The sequence below is a fragment of the Sulfitobacter noctilucicola genome (genome assembly GCF_000622385.1).
Taxonomy (GTDB): Bacteria; Pseudomonadota; Alphaproteobacteria; order Rhodobacterales; family Rhodobacteraceae; genus Sulfitobacter; species Sulfitobacter noctilucicola.
In genome coordinates this window covers 968,657-991,170 of the sequence record NZ_JASD01000008.1, presented here as the reverse complement: position 1 = coordinate 991,170, position 22,514 = coordinate 968,657, and the positions used below count along the sequence as shown (strand labels likewise).

Below are 22,514 nucleotides of genomic sequence, written 5' to 3'. Positions count from 1 at the left end.
CGCTTACCGGTGTTCAAATTCTTCAGGCACCATCGCCCACTTCAAGGTAACGTGCGCTGAACATCGCTTCTCCCAGTCGCTCCAACAGATCGAGCTGCAATTCCAACCATGCTTTGTGCGCCTCTTCATCCATTGCGATCTGTTCGAACAACTTGCGCGAGCCGATGTCGTTTTCCTCTGCCGCTTCGCGGGATGCACGTGTGTAGAACGCCACGGCTTCTTTCTCGTCCTTCAGGTCTGTCTCAAACATCTCTTTGAGCGAAGATGTGCGGACCGGCGGCTTCTGCATCTTGATCTCAGGATCACCCTTCAGAAACAGAATACGCTCGATAAACAGATCGGAATGGCCCAGCTCTTCTGCCTGTTCCTCACGCATCTTCGCGGCCAGCCCGACCAGTCCCCAGTCGTCAAGGACATGTGCGTGCATCTGGTACTGATGGGTCGCGCTCAATTCCATTGAAAGGGCGGTATTCAAATTCTGGATGGTTTTCGCGTTAGACATTTCTTGTCTCCTAATCTTGGGTTCTTGGATCGGGTCGGTTCACAGGCCGTTGACCGGCACCTTCAGCACTGGATTGCCGTCTTTATCCTTCGGGACTTCTCCGGCACGCATATTCACCTGAAGCGATGGAATGATAAGTTTCGGCATGGCCAACTGTGAATCGCGTTCGGTCCTGAACTTGATGAAGTCGTCTTTTGTCTTGCCACGGCCAACGTGGATGTTGTGTTCTTTCTCATCGGCAACTGTGGTTTCCCAAGCGATGTCGCGCCCGTTCGGACCGTAGTCGTGACACATGAACAGCCGCATCTCATCCGGCAGCGCCAGCACCTTCATGATGCTTTCGTACAGCTCTTCTGCGCTCCCTCCGGGGAAGTCGCAGCGAGCGGAGCCACCATCGGGCATGAACAACGTGTCGCCCACAAAGGCCGCATTACCCATGACGTGTACCATGCAGGCAGGCGTGTGACCGGGCGTATACATGGCAAATGCCTGCATGTTGCCAACCTTGTAGGTGTCGCCATCCTCAAACAGTCGGTCGAACTGGCTGCCGTCGCGCTGGAATTCGGTGCCTTCGTTGAAAACTTTGCCGAAGGTATCCTGCACCACCATGATCTTGGAGCCGATACCGATCTTGCCGCCCAATTCCTGTTGGATATACGGCGCCGCAGAAAGGTGATCCGCATGCACATGCGTTTCGATGATCCACTCCAGTTTTAGCCCCTGCGCCTTGATCTGGCGGATCAGCTCGTCGGCGTGATCGTAAGTGATGCGGCCAGCGGCATAGTCAATGTCCATCACGCTATCGATAACCGCGCAAGACTTCGAGGTTGGGTCCTTGACGATATAGCTGATCGTATTTGTTGCCTCGTCAAAAAAGGCCTGAACCTCGGGTTTGATGCTCATGTCTAAGGGATACTGTGTCATAAATCCTCCGGGTCTAGGAGCGCGGACCGCCTAGTGGCCCCGTCCTTGTTTCATCATCATTTCATGTACGGCGTGCATGCCGCGATCGGCCATGTCAGTCACTTCGGCCGCGTGCACCTGTAGTGCTTTAATCAGGTCGGGATTGTCCGTGGTTTGAACGACAACCAGCCCATCGTCAGTCATCTCCACTTCGGAAACGATATCCTCACCGTGACGGAAAAAGATATCCAGCGTCGGGCTTTGGATGCGCACCTTTGGATCATCTTTCGCACCAACACGGTCGATCATTCCGACGGCGTGGCTCACAAGTGCATCCATAACGTGTCTGTTGCTTGATCGTGTTACAGTGCGAATGCCGTTGGGCAGGTTTTCAACCTCGCGGGTAATCGTATCGAAGTGACGGAACATGATTGCCATCTCGGCGCTCTCTTCCGCAGTTGCGTTCTCGCCGCGCAGACCGGGCATGGTGGCCATATTGTGACCCATCATGCCATGCCCGTGACCGCTTTGAGCAAAAAGCGGCGCTGTGCCCGACATGGTGCCGAGCAGCAGTGCAGACAGACCGATGATCGTCTTGTTCATGCTGTTGCCCCTGCAGGTTGTCGGTTCTGAAACCATTTAGCCAGAAAGATGCCAACAATTACGGCCCCGACAAAGGCAAAGACTTCCCACCGTCCAGTGCCCAGCGCAGGAAGTGCACCGCCCGGGCAAAAACCTGCGATTCCCCAGCCGATCCCGAAGACAGCAGAGCCTCCTACAAGTTTCAGGTCGATGGTGCGCGAGGTTGGTACGCTGAAGTCACCCTCAAACACAGGCTCGGAGCGGCCGAACACCAGCTTGTATCCAATAAAGGTTGTGACCAACGCACCACCCATCACAAAGATCAGTGACGGATCCCATGAGCCTGCGATATCGAAAAAGTTGAGCACCTTGGCAGGGTTCGCCATACCAGAGATGGAAATGCCGACGCCAAAAACGAGGCCGATCAGATAAAGGACAATCAGTTTCATAGGTTTCAGGCTCCGAATACGTGGCGCAAAAGGAAAACGGTGACAAAGGTGAACACCATAAATGTCATCGTAGCGACGATGGAACGCGGGCTGAGACGGGCCATGCCACAGACCCCGTGACCGGACGTACAGCCAGAGCCAAAGGTCACACCGACACCGACGATAAGCCCCCCGATCACAAGCGCCGCGGTTGAAACCGGCACCTGCACCGCAGGCATGTTACCCGAAACCAACCAAACGACAGCAGGCCCTGAGATCATTCCCGCCAACACAGCCGCACGCCATGCAAAATCCTCACCCGAAGCCGGTTGAACGACACCAGCAAGCACGCCGGTGGCACCCATGATGCGTCCAACGAAGAACATAAGCAGGGTCGAAGCGACACCGATCAACACGCCGCCGCCAAGCGACAGCCAAGGTGTGAAAGCTGTTTCAATCATGAGCAGTCCTGACATGTTTTGATGCCGACAATTCTATAAAGCGGGCAGTTGCCGACCAGTGCTGTTATCGTGAAGACAGCGGCGACAATAAGCGCGAGCCAGAACAGAATGCCCGACCCAAAGGTCCCAGTACCGAATGCAGCTACAAGCAGTGCTGCCGCGATGACCAACCGCAAACCGCGATCAATTTTTCCCATATTGTTAGTCATATCCCACTCCTTTGAGAATCGATAAACTTACCATCGCACAGGTACGCCGGATAGTTTGGTGACCAAGTCACCAAAGTCACTTTTTTTCGCAGAACGTTTGGTTGTGGGGCGAATGCCGGATGCCAGATCATCTTAACTGATCACGTTGCAAACGGACCGACAAATCATCGCGAACGCGCCCGGATGGTCATTCTATTCAGAGATGACCACCGGCAGATTTGACCATCCGCTCCAACCCGTCTTTGTCAATAAGCCGCACTTCGCCACGGGACTGCTCAACCCAGCCTCTTCGATGAAACTCCGACAGCGTTCTGGAAATAACTTCGCGCGCTGTACCCAGCTCCGTTCCGAGCACAGCATGGGTTGCATGCACGATTCCATCATCGTCAGCCAATTCAAGCAAGCGCGAAGCCAGCCGGACATCCATGCGCTGGAATACGATGTCATCAATCAAGGTAAAGAGGTCCGTTATGCGGCGGGAATAGGCAGTAAACACAAATTCGCGGAACACCGGTGATTTCGCGACAAGCTCATCAAATGTTTTGCGAGGGATCGCGACAGCCTTTACATCAGTTTCTGACGTGCCTTCTGCTGCATAATCTTCAAAGGCGAGCATGCAGGCTGTTGTGAGTACACAGCTTTCTCCCGCATGCACCCGATACAGAAACACCTCCCGCCCTGTATCCGACTTCTGTTGAACCTTCACGGTTCCATCCAGCAAAAGCCACAAGTTGTCCGCCGTCTGACCCGGTGCAAAAATCTGAGTGCCTGCAGGAACCGAAATGATCTTGCTACCCGCTTCAAGCTCTTTCCTGATGTCCGCAGGCAATCGGCTCAGGCCTTTGAATTTGCTAATCCACGTCTCTTCCATAGTACCGTTCCCCAAGCCGCAGATCGGCAGGACCTACGGCATACCAGTTTATCGGGTATGTCCCGTCTTTGGCAAACGGTTGTATTGGGTGCTTCGGGAGGTGACGACGGTTTGAACGGTTGGTTGATCGATATAGGTTTCCCGGCAAGTGGCCAACAACGACCTGCGTACGTAACAAGGCGTCAATCATATATCTTCCTTCGATCAGGCCGCCTTTTCTTCGCCACCTAAAACCTGTTCAACCAATTGTACAAACGCGCGCGCCTGATCGTCAAAGCTGGCAACTTGCTTCGGACGTTGCCCACGCACACCTGTTTCAAGGCACCCTAGGATTTGGTCTTTCAGCGGACCGGTCTCCGTCCCGATTGGAACCAATTTATGATGAGGGATCGTCCCGTGTTCGACCGTCCCACCACTGTCTGTCTGAATGACTTCAATGCCACGGGCCAAAGCTTCTCGAATGGCCAAACCAAAAGTCTCTTTCCACTGAGAGGTGAACAGCAAGACGTCGATCTCGGCGTAAAAGTCATCCATCTGGGCTTGATCGAAGCGGGGATAAATAGCCCAATCCCCCTTCAATCCCTTCAGATCCCGCTCCGACCACCATGTCTGATCAAGGCTTCCGTCCACGACAATCGCGCGAAAATCGCTCCGGTTTAGACTCTCGAAAACCTGCCGGACTTGTGGCCACCCTTTGATATGCGCGGGGCCCCCGAGATATCCGAAAGTGATCCGCTTATCCCGCATCCGCCGCGCAGACTGTTTCTTCGCAAAGTCCGTTGCGGGTTGGTTAACGCCGTTCTCCCAGACAACACCAAGACCGGGCGCGAAACCTGACCGCTCACTCAGCGTTTTGGCGAAACTGGATGGATAAGTCACCAGCGCGACACGACTGCTCATTTGCTGCAAGTGATTAAAGCGCATCTTGGCCGCCCAGAAATTGTCAACGCAGCCTTTGCAGTTCTCGATCCGCACCGGATCCTGCGCACAGTAGGTACCATTCAGCCGTATCATAAACTGTCGTTCGCACAACCACCAGAAATCGTGCACGCTGAGCACAACAGGCACGCCGGAATCCTCAGCCGCTGTGATGATCCCGACGCCGATATCCTGAATGCAATGCGCATGCACCATATCAGGTTGCAGCGCCGATATAAGTTCGGCAAGCCGCTCAGTAATCTCGGGGTTATCGTACATTTCACCGTACTTGCGATGCTCTGGCACATTGATCAGATAGTTGACGACCCCGTTCTTCTGGCTTTTGATAACACTGTAATCGGCAAGTTCTTTTCTCATGCACAGTGATACAGCCGTTACACGAAACCCTCCTTGTCGTATCAGCGCCTGCGCGACCTGCTCGGCGACCACGGTAGCCCCACCATAGCTGAAGGGTGCGAAGAAGACATTTGCCACCAGAATGTGGCGCGTGTTCATGCCTCTACCCAGTCAACTAGTTCAGGTGAAATGATGTGCGCCTGATCTGACTGGTGCCATCGATCTTCCAGATCAGACCGCGCGGCACGCCCCATTTCAACCGCACGAACGGAATTCTCTGCGAGATATCTCAAGGATGACAGCCAATCGCTCGCGGTTCGCGCGACAAATCCCGTGGTATCGTGCTGAACAACCTGACCAAAATCGCCAACATCCGCCACAATCGCCGGTATACCAACCGACGCGGCATCAAGAACCCGTACCGCGCTTTTGCACCGGTTGAACACGTCGTCACATAGCGGCATGACAGCACAGTTCGCCCGCCTTAGCGCAGCAAGGTAACTCCTGTATTCCGAGAATTTTACAACCTCTACCTGATCCTTCAAAGCTGGAGGCATATGCACGAGATCGAAATGGCCGATGACCATCAATCGGCGGTCTTTATCTTCGGTGATGAATTCGATCAAAGGCTCGGCGATCTGATCGAAGTCTATTTCGTGACCCTGTGATCCACTGGAAAAGGCCACGCGGAAAAGACCATCGTCTGCGCTCGCTTGCGACATGGCGCCTGCACCCTCATCCAGCGTTTCGGCATCAGCAAAATTTCGTCGGATATATACAGGCCGCTCCGTATAAAGCGCCGTATGTGCCGCCATGCCGGGAGTCGAAACGGAAATAATGTCAGCCCCGTTCATCATACCCAGATATTTGGGCGCTTCCGACACGAAATGCGCCTTCATCCGAGGGTCCAAAGCCTCCATGTTCCGGTAGGTTTCGTAAGCCGATACGGAAAACAAAGGATCATCCAGATCATATAGGATCGGCAGACGCAGACGGCGCGCCTCATACCGGATCATATCTGCTGCTGGTCCTGTCTGCAGCCGGTACTCCATCAAGTGGGTCGCATGCTGCAAGATGCGCGTCGCACGAGGAATGTCCTGATAGTGGGCATATTCAAACTCGACACCACGCGCACGCCAGAAAGCGGCCAACTGCTCCACCCGATATTTGCGGCATTGCGGAAGATTGAGATCAGCGATCATTGCGATCTGCCTGCGCTTCCTATGGACTGCCGGCGCTTTCTGAATATGAAAGGCATCTTCGCGGGCAAGGGTCTGCCAAACGCCGTGCAGATACTGGTCGGCCCCGCCTGTGGCCTTGGCCAACGGCGCATTCAACGAAGACGCGGCACGTCTGGTTAACCTGCGCCACGTATAATGGCGCGCTTGCCTCAACGCCGGACCCGCGCCGTCGTGACGCACTGCTGACCCAAACCGTTTCGCCAACGCCAAAAGTGGTATGCCCGTCACATGTTACCTCTTTGAATGACCCGTTTGACACAGGGTTAATCATTGAGACTTAACAATTTGTGAACTTTTTTAGCGTGTTGTGACGGGATGATGAAACCGTGCGCCCCTATGAATATTCCGGAACCCAAGGTCACGATTCTGATGGGTGTTCGCGACGGCGCGCTGCATCTGGAAGAACAATTAAAGAGTATTGCAGACCAGACGCATAAGAACTGGAATCTGATAGCCAGCGATGACGGCTCGACCGACCAAAGTCGCGATATCCTGCATCGGTTTTCGCATAGCTTCCCGGACCGCGTTAGTATCCAATCCGGACCAGAGCGCGGGTTCTCGGCGAATTACATGTCACTCATCGCAACGCTGAAACCTGATGCGGGCCATGTCTGTTTTGCGGACCAGGACGACGTCTGGCTCCCTCGGAAACTAACCAATTCGGTTAAGGCTTTGTCGTCTCACGTGGCCCCCGCACTTAGTTGCGGGCGTCATTATGTCTGGCACTCCGGCAATGACCGCAAATTCGCCTCCGCAAAAATGAGCAGACCATTCACCTTTAGGAATGCGTTGATCGAAAATGTAGCGGCAGGAAACACCATGATGATAAACCCGCCTGCTGCGCGGTTGGCCCAAGCGGCAGCCCTACGGTCAGGTCCCGTTTTTGCGCATGACTGGTGGCTCTACCTTTTGATGACGGGCGTTTCAGGTGCCATTCTTTTCGACAATTCCACACCCGACATTCTTTATCGTCAGCACGCCAGAAACCAGATCGGCGCGGGCGTCGGCATGGTGCAGCAGATCAGGCGGAAACTCGGGGTGTTACGTGGCCTTTTCACAGAACGGCTTGATGGAAATATTGCGGCTTTGACCTTGGTATCCGACCTTCTCACGCCGGACGCACGGCAAATTCTGGAACAGTTTGAACAAGCCCGCACACAGGAAGGTTTGGCCCGTCTGCTGGCTTTGCGCTCTGTGGCACCGTATCGGCAAAGTAAAATGCATACACTCGGATTTTGGGGGGCTGCCGGACTTGGATGTGCCTAAACCAAAAATTGTGCTAGTTGGCGGAGATGGCCGCCCATCAGGTGTCCCCCGGCACATTCTGCATCTGGTGGATGCATTGGATCGATATGCTGATATTATCGTCATCAGCGACCGCGATGAAGGCGGCTATACCCCGCTTGCCCGAACCAGCGCGCGTCACAAGGTTGTGCGCGGACTGACCAAAAAACCATCACTCACTCATCAATGGCGCGGTATATCAGGTCTGATTTCCGCTATCTCTGATCAACAACCTGATCTGATCTGGGTCCATGCGCGGCTTCAGGTTCTTGTGTTGAGGATTCTACTCACTCTTCGCCTGTGGCGACCCGCCTGCCCTGTGGCATTTACCCATCATGGCATGCCTTACGGACCGGGCTATCCGTTCTGGATTCACAAACTTAGCAGTTGTCTGGAACAGTTGTTGATTGCCTGTTCCTCCTCCCAAGATCTTGTTTTTCTGAACCTACGCATGGCTGGATGGATGGCCCGGGATGCGAGCGCCAAAAGGCTGGCACGCCATCGTGTTCACACCCTCCCAAACTGCTCGAATCTGCGGCCTATTCCTGCCTCACGTGACAAAAGTGTAAAGCGGATCGTCATGACAGGACGCACCGGCCACCAGAAGGATTACGATACCGCAGTAAGAGTTCTTGAACACTTGCCACGAAATTACCGGCTTAACCTTTGTGGGCCGGGAACCGATGAACCTGATTTCCAGACGCACATCGCCACCTTGGTCCCTTCGGAAATTTTCGCTAAAATCGAGTTTTCAGGCCCCCTGCCCGACGTGCGTCATGCCCTCTCGCAAGCCGACGCCTACCTGCTGACATCCCGCTACGAGGGGACCCCGATAGGCGCTTTGGAAGCTTTCGAAGCTGGCCTGCCCATTATTCTGCGTAACTTTGATGGAGCTGAGGATCTGATATCAAAGCATCCGTGCAGCTTGATGATCGAATGTGCCGATCTTGCTCAGGACGGCAGGGAGATTACCGCGCTTCTGGAACGTTATGAAGCTAACAGGCATGTCTTTTCAGAAGCCATCAAGAACGTATGGCAACATACCTGGTCAACTGAGATTTTTAACAAGAACGTTCTGACCTTGGTTCAATCCATCCTGAACCGGCCTATCGTTCCGGCGGCAGTGACAGATTATATTCATGATGGTCCAGCGCTGCTTCCAGATCTGAGTAAAACTGCAGATGCCCCTTTTCCAACACCGCCGCCATCGAACATAGACGCCGCACCATCGGCGGTGAATGTGTGACGACGATCGCACCTGCTGTTTCATTTCGCTTGTCGAAAACTTGTACGCTTTTGTGACGGAACGCCCCATCGCCGACGCTTGTCACTTCGTCCACAAGATAGGTGTCAAAAGGAATGCCCATAGATACACCAAATGATAAGCGTGATTTCATTCCAGCCGAATACGTTCTGAGCGGCATACGAAAATGCGGCCCCAGTTCGGCAAAGTCTTCGACAAAGGCGACAAGGTCATCGCTGTCCATCCCGTACAACCGCGCGACAAATCGCGTGTTCTGAATGCCTGTAAGGTCAGGGTGGAACGAGCCTTGAAACCCGACCGGATAGGATATCGTCCCCGTCGACAACACGCGGCCCGATGTTGGCCTGATCGTCCCCGCAATAAGCTTGAGCAATGTACTTTTTCCTGCACCGTTCCGCCCCAGCAAAGCGACGCTTTCGCCGGTTGGAAAGGTCGCGGTCAGGTTTTGAACAATCACTTTCTTTCCACGCCGCGTCGGGAAATGTTTGGAAAGATTATCGAGATGGATCATGTCGTTGTAGCTCAGCTTCGATCGCGAAGGCTGTAGAAAACAAGACACATAATCGACCATGTGAAAAACGAGAACAGAGCGATCAACGAAATGATGATCTCCCGTTTCGGGTGCTGCGCTTTCTCGGCCAGCGTTGGTTTCACATGGGCCGCGAGGTACCTGCTTTGTTTGCGCACTTCCGCCAACGCAGAATCATGCGCAGCAAGCGCCGCAGTATAGGCAACTTCGGCAAATTCACGATCCACGATCAGCCCTTCGTATTCGCCGACCAGATTTGCGAAGACTTGTCCGCTTTCGCCGTCTTTCCCCAGCCCTAGCTTACGCCGTTCTTCCTGAATTCGAGCCTCGATAACTTCAATGCGCCGGTTGGCCTGAAGAACACGCGGGTCGCTTTCTCGGGTCGTATCCCGCAAAAGATCTGAATCAATTAATGCATCCGCCAGTTGCTGCTGGAGCGTGACCAGCAGACCCATCTGGTTTTGCGTATCGATGCTGGGGTCGACAATTTGCGTACGATTACGAAATTCGGTCAAAGCGCGGCGCGCGGCTTTCAGTCTTTCAACCGCACTGGCCAATTCCTCGCGGGTAAACCTGATGGAATCTTCCTGTGCAATGCGCGAGATGCTGTTGATCATCTCGGCGCATTCATCCAACACCGCCTGTGCGACCCGACGGGCGTCGGCCGGATCAAACGCAAGCACCTCAAGGTCAATCAGACCCGTACTGCTATCATAGACGATCGAGATTTTGCGCGACCAATGTTCCTGCAAATCCTCGATCGTGCCGGCGGGATCGAAAGCGAAAAACGGGTCACGCTCGACACTGACCTTCGACCAGATGTTGCGAAGTCCCACATCACTGTCGACAAGAGACACCAGCTCCTGACTGGATAAAAAAGCAAAAAGAATATCCGTATCGGAGGAGCTTGATCCGGAAAGCTCTGTAATGCCTCCCAAAAGCTCAATCGCGGAACTTTTTTCCTCCGTCCGGACAGAGAATGCGACCCGTGAGGCATACTGATCAGCCGCGTTTACCCAAAGGTAATAGGACGACAGAACAATGGGTGAGAGAACAAAGAGTATGAAGCTCACAAGCAGAAACCGATGGCGGCGGCGTGGCCTTGCTCTCTTTGCCGGTGGCTTAATATCGAACTTCGGTATTTGCAGCGCTGGCTTTTGTTTAGGCGGGGCAGTTTGATTTAGTGCTTTGTCCAGAATCAGCGGCTTGGTGGGGGTTCCGCCGCCGGCTTCGGGCTCTGTTTGCTTGAGTTGGCGGATCCTGCCGATAGCGTTTTCATGTCTCGAAAATTGGTCTGGCATCATCCATTAACTTTTTGGTTGTATTTATGGGAGAGTATTCTGGTTAAGGTTAATTTTTGGTAACCTTAACTATTGAAGAGGTTACTTTGACGCAGCCGCCAGATTTACCCGTGTCACTTCGCGTTCACACCTCCCCCTTCGCCACGCCGCGTGCAATCGGCGCGTTAATCCTGCGCGAGCTCATCACGACCTATGGCCGTTCACCGGGCGGTTATGTTTGGGCTGTATTAGAGCCGGCCGCTGGCATCACTTTGCTGACGCTCGTCTTTTCAATTGGCTTTCGGACCCCGCCATTGGGCACCAGTTTCGCCCTGTTTTATGCGGCCGGCATTCTGCCATTGATGATGTACACTGACATCTCGGCCAAACTCGCCCAGACGGTGCAATTCAGTCAGGCGTTGCTAGCCTATCCCAGAATCACATTCCTTGATGCACTGATTGCCCGGTTTGTTTTGAATGTGATGACCCAGATGATGGTCCATTTTATCGTGCTCGGCTTTATTCTGATCTATCTCAAGCCAACGACGACGCTGGACTATTCAAAGATCGGACAGGCCTACGGGCTTACACTCGTCCTTGCCTTGGGGGTTGGGACGCTGAACAGCTTTCTGACATTGGCCTATCCAATTTGGAACACAGCTTGGTCCATCCTGAACCGTCCACTGTTTTTGGTTTCCTGCGTGTTCTTCATCTTTGAAACCGTGCCGCAGCCTTATTCGGATTATCTTTGGTTCAATCCGATTGTGCACATCGCAGGACTGATGCGGGACGGTTTTTATCCCTTCTATCAACCGACCTACGTGTCAAAGGTCTACCCGCTTGCGATTGCGGCCCTTACAGCGATGGCGGGACTGTTTCTTTTGAACCGCTATCACCGTGATATTCTGGATAAGTAGGGCAGCTACAATTCGAGTTAACTCAAATTTAAGATAATCTATGCGGTATTAACCCTTGTTTACCAATGTGCTTGCGCACCGGAATTTAAGGTTTGTCGTCGTGTCTCTCGATTTTTTCTCTGAACTAAGATGTCTTGTCATGTTGGACGGGACAGTTTTCGGCAACGTGAAGCGTGTCGATACTGCGCGACCGATGGACATCAGATTGGGCGATAGCCTGTCACCGTTTCAGATTTGCGATCAGTCCGGGCTACCGCAACTAAACCGCCCTTCAGTTTACCGATTGGCTACAAAGGACCTGTCTCAAGCTTCTCATTCTCTGCCTCCCGAAGGGGTCCCGGGTGAAGTTTACGCCTGTTGGGTCAATCATCTTGAGGATTGGACTTTGCGCTCCAGTCAAACTGTGCAGCTGATGATCAATAAATACGATGCGCCCTGCCAGATTTTTTTCGACCGCCAAATCCACATTCCCAAAGTCGAGGATGGAATGGCGTTCAAGGTCAGCTTGGCAGCACATCGCGCTGCGGCAAGCCTTTGCCTGATCCTGCGCGATCCGGTCTCGCTTCAGGAAGAACGTCATTTCCTGCCCTTTGACACGACCTTTCCGGGCGGACCAAAGCGGGAGGGCTATGCGCAAATCGTCCAACCTCTTCCCGCTCATTTTCAATCCTGCGATATCTCAATCGAAATCGAATACCGCAATCACCTGCCGGATGACAAAGGCATCGAACCCTTCCTGTTTATGGCAGATATCCACGTGGCGGATGCCGATGCCGGCGGTGACCATCCGCTGATCCTGCAACCTGAGTGGATTTACGGCGCGGATGACGTGACCGACGGCCAATGGATCAGCGCGCCATTGCCAAATGTCCTCGCTCCGGGTCAGGGTCTCTCGGTACAGGTGGGGCGCGATGTGCTTCCTATTCTGCCCATGCCGGCACCAGAGTTTGAAGTGAGTGAAAACTACGGGCACAGCCTTGTCTGCAAATCCGCCAAAGATCTTGAACTCGTACTGAGCATTGACGGTCAACATGTTGAAGCGCTGAGTATTACAGCAGGTGATAACGTTGTCAGGTTGCCATCGAAATATCTCAATGGCCACGTCCGGCATCTGTCCCTCAAAGACCGGTCCGGTTCGGTTGTCCTTTTTGAGCATCATCAATTGATGCCCTACATCGTTACACCCGAAGATGTGATGCGACGGGAATCTTCTGCACCGTTTCCCAATGCTCTCTTGCCGCAGACGCCCCATCGATACAGTGCACTCAAGGCCGTGATCGCTGGTGCGGGTGCGGAACTTGATCTCTCCCAATTGACCCATGCGCTGAACACGCTTGAGGGGGGACCGGGGAACGTCGTCCGGCTACCGCTGCAATTTCCCAAGATAGATGCCCCCGAAGTGTCTGTTATCATTCCCGCGCATAACAATATCGACCTGACGTATCTTGCACTTTGCTCGCTGCTTTTAGGATACAACAAAGCAACGTTTGAGGTGATCGTGGTCGACGATGCATCGACTGACGAAACTGCAACGCTTGAAACGCTGGTGAGCGGCATCACTGTTGTGCGCCACCCTGTTGCCCAGCGCTTTATCCGGGCCTGCAATGCAGGGGCGGATCGTGCGCGTGGCAAGTATATCGCGCTGCTGAACAACGATGTCGAAGTGACCGCCGGTTGGCTGGACGAATTGATCGCAGGGACAGAGCGTTTCGAAAATGTCGGGCTTGTTGGGTCAAAGCTGCTCTATCCGAATGGCGACCTGCAAGATGCGGGTGGGATCATTTGGGGGTCGGGCAATCCGTGGAACTACGGAAGCGGCCAAAACCCCAATGACCCGCGTTACTGTTATGCCCGACAAGCCGACTATCTATCTGGTGCGGCGCTCATGGTGCCAACCAAAATATGGCAGGAGGTCGGGGGTCTTTCGTCCTATCTGGAACCGATGTATTTCGAAGACACCGATCTTTCGTTCAAGGTAAGGGATGCGGGCTACCAAACTTGGTTTATCCCATCTTCGGTCGTCTATCACTTTGAGGGCATGACATCAGGCACCGATACTTCCACCGGATTTAAGAAGTATCAGGAGGTGAACCGGCCCAAGTTCAAGCGACAGTGGGCGCGTGCCTATGCCGCCCATGGCGTCGAAGGAGAAACCCCGGATCTGGAAAAGGACCGCGGTATCATCGGCAGGGTTCTCTTTATTGACTACGCCCCGCCGCGTGCCGACAAGGATGCCGGCTCATATGCGGCCTTGCAGGAAATGAAGCTGGTGCAGTCGCTGGGATACAAAGTGACCTTCATATCCACCAATATGGCACACCTTGGCCGCTACACCGAAGACTTGCAGAAATCCGGCGTTGAGGTGGTTCATGCTCCATTCTTTATGAATCCAAGCGAATATCTTGACCGTCATGCCGGTGATTTCGATGCTTTCTATATTACGCGTTACTATGTTGCGCAAAATGTGCTTGAGCAAATAAGACGTCAGGCACCCAATGCTAAAATACTGTTCAACAACGCAGATTTGCATTTCCTGCGCGAATTACGTGCCGCCAAGAGCGAAGCGGATGCTGACATGCTCGATCGGGCGCGTAAGACCCGATCCGAAGAAATCGATGTGATCCGTATTGTTGATGTTGTCCTCTCATATAACGAAGTCGAACACTCCGTAATACAGGCCTACACGGACGGCGAATGCACTGTTGTCAGATGTCCTTGGGTTGTCGATGTGCCCGACGCTGTCCCGGCGGCGGGTGCCCGACATGGTCTCTCTTTCCTCGGCAGCTTTCATCATCATCCGAATGCGGAAGGTGTCAGGTGGTTTGTGCGTAACGTGATGCCTTTGCTGGCAGGTCAGAACGCGTCGCACCACCTCACGATTTACGGCTCCGGTATGAGCGATGAGATCCGCGCAATGCGATCCGCCTACGTCACAGCGCACGGCTTTGTGCAAGATGTGACCGAAGCATACAACAGCCACCGCGTTTTTGTTGCACCGCTGCTGTCGGGGGCGGGCATAAAAGGTAAGGTGATAAGCGCCCTCGCGCATGGCATCCCCTGTGTCGTCAGCCCCATCGCTGCAGAAGGTATCGGACTTCGGTCAGGTCACGATTGTTTTGTTGCAGAGAAACCTGCCGACTGGGCCGAAGCTATCGCACGTCTAAATACGGACGATGATCTGTGGGAAAAAATCTCGCAAAATGCGCGAACTTATATGCACCGTAGCTTTTCTTTCGAACAGGGCCGGCATCTGATGCGCGAAGCATTTGAGGCAGCGGAGCTTTATGGTGCGCACGCATGACCATGAACAAACCGCTGCGTTCCGTTATACTGCACAATCACCTGTTCAAGAATGCAGGCACGTCCGTCGATCACATCCTGCGCGACAACTACGCGGGTCGCTGGGTCAGTCGTGAGTTTACGAGTTTAGGCCAGGACAATACGGCGGATTTAGCGAAATGGATTAGCGAAGACCAAGATGCCGTCGCCTTTTCAACCCATACAATGCTTGGCCCGATCCCGGTTCTGGAAGGGGTCGAGATTATCCCTGTAACGATGTTGCGCGACCCGGTTGAAAGGATCGCCTCAGCTTACCGTTTTGAACGGGTACAGAAGGCGGACACCTTCGGCACGAGACTAGCGCGCCAGAACGGGTTTGCCGGATATGTCCATGCTCGCCTTTCTATCAATGGCGACCGTCAATGTAGGAACTTTCAAACCAACCGGATGTCGATATTGTCTCCTACCACGCCGGGAAGGGACCTGGATCGAGCGATGCACAGTTTGAGAGAGATATCGCGCACCGGCGTGCTGGGAATTGTATCCGATTTTGCCGCAGCGATGGACCGCCTGAAAGCAATTGTCAGTAGACGCGTTGGCTCATTTGATTGGAAACCGGTCGTAGCCAACGCGACAGGTCAGCAAAGCGCACATGCCATCTCACCCGACATGCGGCAACTATTGCTTGAAACGAACGCTGATGATTTGTCGCTGTTTCAATACGCCCAGCGCCTGTCAGAGCAATCTGTGGCACCTGAACAAATGTACCGCCTTGCCGCCGTCTGATGTTATCCAGACCTCAGCTGTTTACATTCAGGCAGGTACGGGTTGGCCTGCGTACCATTGATCAGGAATTTTGTATCCCTCCGCTTCGACTTCCCCGCAGATACGCGCGACGTCTTCCTTGAATAAATCAGCAAAGAAGGCGGGCATTCGGTGGCTGACGCTTTCGGTAAAGCGTTGCGCCAACAATGCTTCGGGATAGTCGAATGGCGGGATGCCTAGAAACTCTTCGATCTCGCGCAATGTGCCGCGTTGGTCATGATGCAGGTTTTCATAGAACATCACCTTGGTCATTTCGGGTTTCAGGCCCTTGCGCAAATTGCGCAAGACCCGACCGTATTCCGCGTTAACCCAGATGTGAGGGCGGCGCACAAATTCTTCGAACTGGTCGGGGCCCCAGCTGTCCAGCTTATCGAGGTGGCCGGTCAACTGTAGGTGGAACTTGGCATGGCTCCAAAGCCGCGCAACAGGGTCGCGCATGGTATACATCACACGCAGCCGGTCACACCTGTCAGCAATTTGCGGCCAGGCTTCCTGCGGCAACTGCGAGTGCAGGTTGGAGAAATCACATGCATAGACCTGATGATCGCGCATCTGAAAAAGGTTGCGGTACCAATAGTCATCGACGGGTCGTTCAAGATACGCACTTACCCAGCGCAAATTTGCCCGGACCGCATCAATGTTTGCCTTCTCGGGATCGAAACGGTGCAAATAGCGGTGCCGCGCTTCGCGCAGGCGGTAAGTTTCGCTTAGCTGGTCCTGATTAACGTAGCGGTGGTAGAAATAATGGATCTCTTTTTCCATCGCGAAATGCAGCGCGGGGTGACGCGCAAAAACCGCATAAAGCCATGTGGTGCCGGCCTTCATGGCACCGACACTTAGAAACAGGTTTTCAAACAGCCGCGCGTTACCCATTGGCGATCTCCTCACCCTGCAGCGTTGTCAGCTGCGTCAGCGCGTCATTGTACATCCGGTGGTAGACGGGTCTTTTGAAATGGTTGAGATCAATCAAATCGCTGGCGGACTGGATATGCTGCATTGGGTCCAACAGAATTACGTTTTTCCGCGTACCGGCAGCACTTTTCACCACTTCGTTAAGACGTTTGTGATGCGGGTGGTTCGGTTTGGATGGGTCCTGATAGTGAACCGGGCCGCGTTCATTCGCCAGCACGATGATCACGGCCGCATCGGCTGGCAAACGGTCAAGGATCAGGGTGTAACGGCGGCGCATTTCGTCGTCTGATAACAAGCCTTGGTGTCTGAAAGCGCTACACAGAGAATCCAGCCGCTCCCGCTGGACATCTGTCTCAGCGACAGCACTGCGCAGCTCTTCCCTCGCGATCAGATTATGGTTCTGTGCGCCAACCAGCCAGTAAGGAACCTCAAGCCCCGTTTCATGGCGATAGACCGGGATGTCTGCATCTGCCCAAAAACTCAAAAGAAAGAGTGTTTTATCACGGGAACAAACCATCATCTCGGTCTCGAAATCTTGAGGTTCATAGCCAAGCAGCCGCGCCGCCTCCAACTGCGGTTCTGTCAAGCCATCCTCAAGCGCGGGCACTAGAAAGGACGTATGATCACGTCGAAACATCTGTCCGTTTTTGGGTAGGTTCAGTTCCTCGGTAACGTGCTTTGTATGCAGTGAGAAATAGTGAAGAAGGCTTGCAAGATCGCAACCGCCCCTCGCGTAGATACGGTCGAAAAGCGCCAACGATGGCGGCTCTTCTGTCGCCATGTCGCTTGCAAACACCGGCGTGATCCAGTCCACATCAATTTCGGTTGCTGTCGGATCGGTCAAAACTTCACCAACAGAAGTCAGAAGTGGACGGCCCAGAATGCCGTAGACCCAGTGTTCAACGAACATGTTTAATGTCCGGCAGGAGAAGCAAAAATGCTCAACGTGTCGTTTGTTGCCAATTCTGCGGGTGAGGTAAAAGCCGACGAAGCCGTAATCTCCGTAGTCATCGCGCACACGTATCAACGCTGCGTCAGTTGTATTGTGGGACAAAACCGCGAGCAGATCGGCACGCGCTGCCGCCATATCTTCAGGCAAACGCTTTTTGGTAAAGTTCAACTGGTTCGTCCGATTGATCAGCTCAATGGCGCGATCAAGATGCGACTCAACATCGTATTCAATAAAAGCCCGCACATTTGAATGCCGTAGAAAAGTAACGGTATCACCGCCGCCGCGCACTACATCAGCCGTTTTGCGTTCATTCAGCTTGTACTGCGCCAATCTTGTCAATTTAGGATCTGCTTTGCCAAGCATTTGGGGAGCGGAGCCGAGTTCGGGGATAACCGTGGGTAGACTGACGTTCAGACCGGGGTTCATATGAGCAGCCTGAGCCAGATTCATATTGTTATCGTCGACGAACAACACCGATCCCGCGCGCAATCCTACTTGCGTCAGCATTGATTGGATACGTGGTCCCTTCGGTGTCCAATCAATGCTGGGAAAGATGAAATAATCCCAAAGCCCGCTTTCGCGCAGAGTGCTTTCAATGCGATTGTGGTCATTCTTGGAACAAATGGAGGACATGATCCCGCGTTTCGCCAGATCAATGACCAGATCGTGGTGATCCTGCCGATACGTCATCCCTTCTTCGGTTATGGTGCCATCCCAGAACGTCTCATCCAGATCCCAGATGATCAGGCGAATATCTTCCGAGAATAGCGGTGTTCTGGAATGATCTAGCGCGAGCCCCATATCACAGCCGCCTTAGATAGCCGTTGGGGTTCGTCGTCGCGTTGACCCCGAACATATCACAGTAAGATGTGTCTATTTCGTAGATATCCGGACGGGCGGTCAGAAATGCCTCAAGCGCACGGCTGGGGCCGCCATCAAACCGGTCGGCCAGATCAAGCTCCGCCAAAACGCTGTCTTCCATGATGAGGTATTCACCCGCTTTCAGATGGGTCGCACCGAAGTCCAGCACTGCCATACAGGCATCATAGGTATGCGCGCTGTCTTCGGATAAAATCCAGGGGCGCGGCAGGTCAAACAGGGCATTCTGTGTGAATGTATCCTCTAGCGCCATGACATCGCCCTTCACAAAACTGATGCCGTCAAATCGGTCGTCTGCATCAGGTGGGGCGGTATCTATCGTGACAATCTGGGTGTCAAAGTCGTACATTTTGGCCACATCACGGAACATCAAGGCCGAGCCGCCGTGTTTTGTACCGATCTCAATAAATGAGCCCGGTTTGACCGCATGAAACAGGTGCAGATACAGCGCGATATCAATCGGTGACTTATTACACATCACGTCGCGGTAGTGATAATGCATCACGCCCTTGTGGTAGGCACCCAACTGGGGCCGGGTGAAGGGCGTCTTGAATGAACGGATCATAACCAGCCTTATCCTTCAGCCACCGCATTGCACGGCAGCCTCTTCATTTCGTTCTGCCCCAAAAGCGGTAAAGAGAAGATTAATATCGTCTCTTTTGCGATAGAATTCCGTTTCGTTCCGCATAAGATCGCCCAAAGCAGCGACGAAACGGGATACCTAAATGCACTTTGGTCTGAGTGACGAACAAGAGATGATCGTCTCTACTGTGCGCAGTTTTGTAGAAAACGAGATTTACCCTCACGAAGCCGAAGTCGAGCGGACGGGACAGGTGCCAAAGGGCTTGGGCGAAGATATAAAACAGAAGGTTATCGACCTTGGGTTTTATGCCTGCAACTTCCCCGAAGAGGTCGGCGGTGCTGGACTGTCCCATGTCGATTTCACGCTAGTAGAACGCGAGCTTGGACGTGGATCAATGGCGCTCACCCACTTCTTTGGCCGTCCACAGAACATATTGATGGCCTGCAACGCGGAACAACGCGAACGTTATCTTTTGCCTGCCGTTCGCGGTGAGCGAATGGACGCGCTGGCGATGACCGAGCCCGGCGCAGGGTCGGATGTGCGGGGGATGAAATGTACGGCCACACGCGACGGCGGTGATTGGGTTGTGAACGGATCAAAGCACTTCATCTCCGGCGCGGAACACGCCGATTTTTTCATCGTCTTCATTGCCACCGGTGTTGATGAGACGCCGAAAGGCCCCAAGAAACGGATTACAACATTTCTGGTGGATCGCGGCACGCCCGGATTTGAAGTGCGCGACGGATACAGCTCTGTCAGCCACAAGGGATACAAAAACTGTATCCTGTATTTTGATAACTGTCGTTTGCCAGATGCGCAGGTCTTGGGCGAGGTTGACGGTGGTTTCGCGGTAATGAACGAATGGCTCTATGCCACGCGCATCACGGTCGCTGCATTCAGCGTGGGCAGAGCACGAAGGTGCTTTGACTACGCTCTGAACTATGCGGCGGAGCGTGAACAGTTCGGTCAGAAAATCGGCAAGTTTCAGGGTGTCAGTTTCCAGATCGCCGATATGATCACCGAAATCGACGCTGCCGACTGGCTGACCCTCGCGGCGGCGTGGAGGTTGGATCAGCGGATGCCGGCAAACCGCGAAATCGCCTCCGCTAAACTCTATGCGTCAGAAGCGCTGGCCCGCGTAACAGACACGACGTTGCAGATTTTCGGTGGCATGGGGTTGATGGACGATTTCCCGATCGAGCGTTTCTGGCGTGATGCCAGGGTTGAACGTATCTGGGACGGCACTTCCGAGATTCAGCGGCATATCATCTCGCGTGATCTGTTGCGGCCTTTGGGGGCCTGATGACGCTAGATCTGGACCGGCTTCTGCGTCCGCAAAGCATTGCGGTGGTGGGCGGAGGCGCGTGGTGTACACAGGTGATCCTGCAAAGCCGAAAGATGGGGTTCAGTGGTAATATCTGGCCCGTCCACCCCAGCGCAGACACCATTGAAACGCTGCCGGTTTTCCGCAGCGTTGATGCGCTTCCTTCTGCGCCTGATGCCACCTTTATCGGAGTCAACCGCGAGACAACTATCAAGATCGTACGTACCCTTGCTGACATGGATGCGGGCGGTGCTGTCTGTTTCGCATCAGGTTTTCTGGAGGCACAGGCAGAAGATTCAAGCAGTGCCGATCTTCAGGCTGAACTTCTCAAGGCCGCAGGCAAGATGCCGATCCTCGGGCCAAATTGCTATGGCTATGTGAACTACCTTGACGGTGCCTTGCTGTGGCCCGACCAACATGGAGGGAAATCCGTAAAGAGCGGCGTGGCGATCATTACACAAAGCTCGAATATTGCGATCAACCTGACCATGCAAACGCGTGGATTGCCGCTGGCATATGTCGTGACCGCGGGCAATCAGGCGCAGGCAGGGCTGGCCGATATTGGCAGAACACTGCTGGATGATCCCCGCGTCACCGCGCTTGGACTGCATATTGAAGGGATCGGTGATCTGCGCGCGTTCGAGGCATTGGCAGCGCATGCCCATCAGGTGGGTAAATCGATCGTCGCCATCAAAGTCGGGCGCTCGGATCAGGCACAAGCTGCGACGGTTTCGCATACGGCTTCGCTGGCGGGACATGATGCAGGTGCAACAGCTTTGTTGCGCCGCCTTGGGATTGCGCGCGTCAACGACCTGCCAACATTTCTTGAAACGCTCAAGCTGCTACATGCCGGTGGCCCCCTTCCCTCAAATGCGATTGCAACGATTAGTTGTTCCGGCGGAGAAGCAAGCCTTTCCGCCGACACCGGCCTAAATTGTGGTGTCACATTTCCCGCCCTAAACGAGCAACAAACCACGGATCTGCGAAGTGCTCTTGGTCCTCGTGTCGCACTGGCGAACCCGCTCGACTATCACACCTATATCTGGCGCGATGTTGGCGCGATGACCCGCACTTTTGCCGCGCTTTCGGGGTCGGACATTGCCCTTACTATTCTGATCGTTGACTTCCCCCGCGCCGATCATTGTGATCCTTCCGACTGGGATTGTGTTATTGAGGCAACCATTGCCGCATCCGCGCGGACGGGGCGTCGTTACGGGATGGCTTCAACTCTTCCCGAACTGATGCCCGAGGCCGTAGCAACGCAACTTCTGGAAGCCGGAGTTGTACCTTTTTCCGGCCTGACCGAAGCGCTTGGCGCTGCTGCGGCCGCTGCCTCTTGCAAGGGCTACAACAGCGCACCCCTGCTTTTGCCGAATAGCGGCGGACCTTCCGATGTTTTGACGGAACGGGAGGCCAAAGCGGCGCTGGCGCTTCAGGGTTTGCGCGTTCCCTTCTCCTGCCGATGCGAAACCCTTCCGCAAATCGAAACAGCCGCAGACACTGTCGGCTATCCGCAGGTTCTAAAGGGCGAAGGCATTGCCCATAAAACGGAAGCTAACGCTGTAAGGCTAAATCTTGCCAACAAGGAACAGACACTAGACGCAGCCCGCACAATGGACGCGACCGGATTCCTGATCGAGGAAATGATTACAGGGACGGTGACAGAACTTTTGGTTGGCGTCCTGAATGATCCTGTTCACGGCTTCATCCTTACCCTTGGCGCTGGCGGCACCTTGACCGAACTCCTTGCGGATACGGCAACGCTTTTGCTGCCCGCGACGGACGACGAAATCACAGAAGCGCTTCAAACGCTCAGACTTGCCCCGGTCCTGCGGGGCTACAGAGGGGCGGACCCGGTTGATATGCCGTCTCTTCTGGCAGCAATACGTGCCGTCCAGAACTATGCGATTGAACACCGCGACACCTTGCAGGAAATCGAAATTAACCCTCTTATCTGCACCTCGACCGATACCATCGCCGTTGACGCGCTTCTGCGGCGAAAACCCTGAAAGGA

20 protein-coding genes and 1 pseudogene are annotated in these 22,514 nt (G+C 54.0%); 7 read left to right on the top strand and 14 right to left on the bottom strand.

The window, feature by feature from the left end:
* Positions 1-22: 22 nt before the first annotated feature.
* The 9 genes from Z946_RS0108605 to Z946_RS0108565 form a co-directional block, all read right to left on the bottom strand.
* Positions 23-502 carry a bacterioferritin gene (locus Z946_RS0108605; protein ID WP_025055329.1) on the bottom strand — a complete coding sequence of 160 codons (480 nt, stop codon included), beginning with the start codon at positions 500-502 and terminating at the stop codon, positions 23-25.
* Between the two features lie 39 nt (positions 503-541).
* Positions 542-1,426, bottom strand: coding sequence for an MBL fold metallo-hydrolase (locus tag Z946_RS0108600; protein ID WP_037969124.1), 885 nt, complete (start codon positions 1,424-1,426; stop codon positions 542-544).
* A gap of 30 nt (positions 1,427-1,456) precedes the next feature.
* Positions 1,457-2,008 carry a hypothetical protein gene (locus Z946_RS0108595; protein ID WP_025055327.1) on the bottom strand — a complete coding sequence of 184 codons (552 nt, stop codon included), beginning with the start codon at positions 2,006-2,008 and terminating at the stop codon, positions 1,457-1,459.
* A complete protein-coding gene (locus Z946_RS0108590) occupies positions 2,005-2,436 on the bottom strand; it encodes a DUF6691 family protein (RefSeq protein WP_025055326.1) in 432 nt (143 codons plus the stop codon). Before Z946_RS0108590 ends, Z946_RS0108595 begins: the two co-directional genes overlap by 4 nt.
* Before the next feature lie 5 nt (positions 2,437-2,441).
* Positions 2,442-2,876 carry a YeeE/YedE family protein gene (locus Z946_RS0108585; protein ID WP_025055325.1) on the bottom strand — a complete coding sequence of 145 codons (435 nt, stop codon included), beginning with the start codon at positions 2,874-2,876 and terminating at the stop codon, positions 2,442-2,444.
* Positions 2,873-3,085, bottom strand: coding sequence for a YgaP family membrane protein (locus Z946_RS0108580; RefSeq protein ID WP_025055324.1), 213 nt, complete (start codon positions 3,083-3,085; stop codon positions 2,873-2,875). The genes Z946_RS0108585 and Z946_RS0108580 overlap by 4 nt, the downstream gene beginning before the upstream one ends.
* Positions 3,086-3,281: 196 nt before the next feature.
* Entirely contained in the window at positions 3,282-3,956 is a 675-nt protein-coding gene (locus Z946_RS0108575; RefSeq protein ID WP_025055323.1) for a Crp/Fnr family transcriptional regulator, read from the bottom strand.
* Between the two features lie 204 nt (positions 3,957-4,160).
* Complete coding sequence (locus Z946_RS0108570; protein WP_025055322.1) at positions 4,161-5,390, bottom strand: glycosyltransferase; 1,230 nt, start codon at positions 5,388-5,390, stop codon at positions 4,161-4,163.
* Entirely contained in the window at positions 5,387-6,700 is a 1,314-nt protein-coding gene (locus Z946_RS0108565; RefSeq protein ID WP_025055321.1) for a glycosyltransferase, read from the bottom strand. Before Z946_RS0108565 ends, Z946_RS0108570 begins: the two co-directional genes overlap by 4 nt.
* 108 nt (positions 6,701-6,808) lie before the next feature.
* Here Z946_RS0108565 and Z946_RS0108560 point away from each other — a divergent pair, with 108 nt between their 5' ends.
* Entirely contained in the window at positions 6,809-7,738 is a 930-nt protein-coding gene (locus Z946_RS0108560; protein ID WP_025055320.1) for a glycosyltransferase, read from the top strand.
* Positions 7,731-8,786, top strand: a pseudogene (locus tag Z946_RS0108555) (glycosyltransferase family 4 protein); the annotation flags it as partial. The gene Z946_RS0108560 and the pseudogene Z946_RS0108555, both read left to right, overlap by 8 nt.
* 76 nt (positions 8,787-8,862) lie before the next feature.
* Here Z946_RS0108555 and Z946_RS21805 read toward each other — a convergent pair.
* Positions 8,863-9,531: an ABC transporter ATP-binding protein gene (locus Z946_RS21805; protein ID WP_081780802.1), complete on the bottom strand. Its 669-nt coding sequence runs from the start codon at positions 9,529-9,531 to the stop codon at positions 8,863-8,865.
* 11 nt (positions 9,532-9,542) lie between these two features.
* Positions 9,543-10,622 carry a KpsE/RkpR family capsule polysaccharide export protein gene (locus tag Z946_RS0108550; RefSeq protein ID WP_152540568.1) on the bottom strand — a complete coding sequence of 360 codons (1,080 nt, stop codon included), beginning with the start codon at positions 10,620-10,622 and terminating at the stop codon, positions 9,543-9,545.
* Between the two features lie 338 nt (positions 10,623-10,960).
* Between Z946_RS0108550 and Z946_RS0108545 the strand changes: the two genes are divergently transcribed.
* The 3 genes from Z946_RS0108545 to Z946_RS20580 all read left to right on the top strand — a co-directional run bounded on the left by Z946_RS0108545 (position 10,961) and on the right by Z946_RS20580 (position 15,811).
* A complete protein-coding gene (locus Z946_RS0108545; protein ID WP_025055317.1) occupies positions 10,961-11,746 on the top strand; it encodes an ABC transporter permease in 786 nt (261 codons plus the stop codon).
* 412 nt (positions 11,747-12,158) lie between these two features.
* Positions 12,159-15,047 (top strand): glycosyltransferase, encoded by a 2,889-nt coding sequence (locus Z946_RS21070; protein ID WP_160170274.1) that lies wholly within the window; start codon positions 12,159-12,161, stop codon positions 15,045-15,047.
* Positions 15,044-15,811: a sulfotransferase family protein gene (locus tag Z946_RS20580; protein ID WP_025055315.1), complete on the top strand. Its 768-nt coding sequence runs from the start codon at positions 15,044-15,046 to the stop codon at positions 15,809-15,811. The genes Z946_RS21070 and Z946_RS20580 overlap by 4 nt, the downstream gene beginning before the upstream one ends.
* Before the next feature lie 27 nt (positions 15,812-15,838).
* Here Z946_RS20580 and Z946_RS0108530 read toward each other — a convergent pair whose 3' ends face one another.
* From Z946_RS0108530 to Z946_RS0108520, 3 genes are read right to left on the bottom strand one after another with little or no spacing between them, the layout of a single operon-like run.
* Positions 15,839-16,723, bottom strand: a complete 885-nt coding sequence (locus Z946_RS0108530) for a sulfotransferase (RefSeq protein WP_025055314.1) — start codon at positions 16,721-16,723, stop codon at positions 15,839-15,841.
* Entirely contained in the window at positions 16,716-18,515 is a 1,800-nt protein-coding gene (locus tag Z946_RS21065) for an HAD-IIIC family phosphatase (protein WP_025055313.1), read from the bottom strand. Before Z946_RS21065 ends, Z946_RS0108530 begins: the two co-directional genes overlap by 8 nt.
* Position 18,516: 1 nt before the next feature.
* On the bottom strand, positions 18,517-19,158 hold the full coding sequence (locus Z946_RS0108520) for a CmcI family methyltransferase (RefSeq protein WP_025055312.1): 642 nt from the start codon (positions 19,156-19,158) through the stop codon (positions 18,517-18,519).
* A gap of 160 nt (positions 19,159-19,318) precedes the next feature.
* Here Z946_RS0108520 and Z946_RS0108515 point away from each other — a divergent pair, with 160 nt between their 5' ends.
* Together Z946_RS0108515 and Z946_RS0108510 are read left to right on the top strand one after the other, a co-directional pair.
* Positions 19,319-20,479, top strand: a complete 1,161-nt coding sequence (locus Z946_RS0108515; protein WP_025055311.1) for an acyl-CoA dehydrogenase family protein — start codon at positions 19,319-19,321, stop codon at positions 20,477-20,479.
* Positions 20,479-22,509, top strand: coding sequence for an acetate--CoA ligase family protein (locus Z946_RS0108510; protein WP_025055310.1), 2,031 nt, complete (start codon positions 20,479-20,481; stop codon positions 22,507-22,509). Before Z946_RS0108515 ends, Z946_RS0108510 begins: the two co-directional genes overlap by 1 nt.
* Positions 22,510-22,514: the final 5 nt, after the last annotated feature.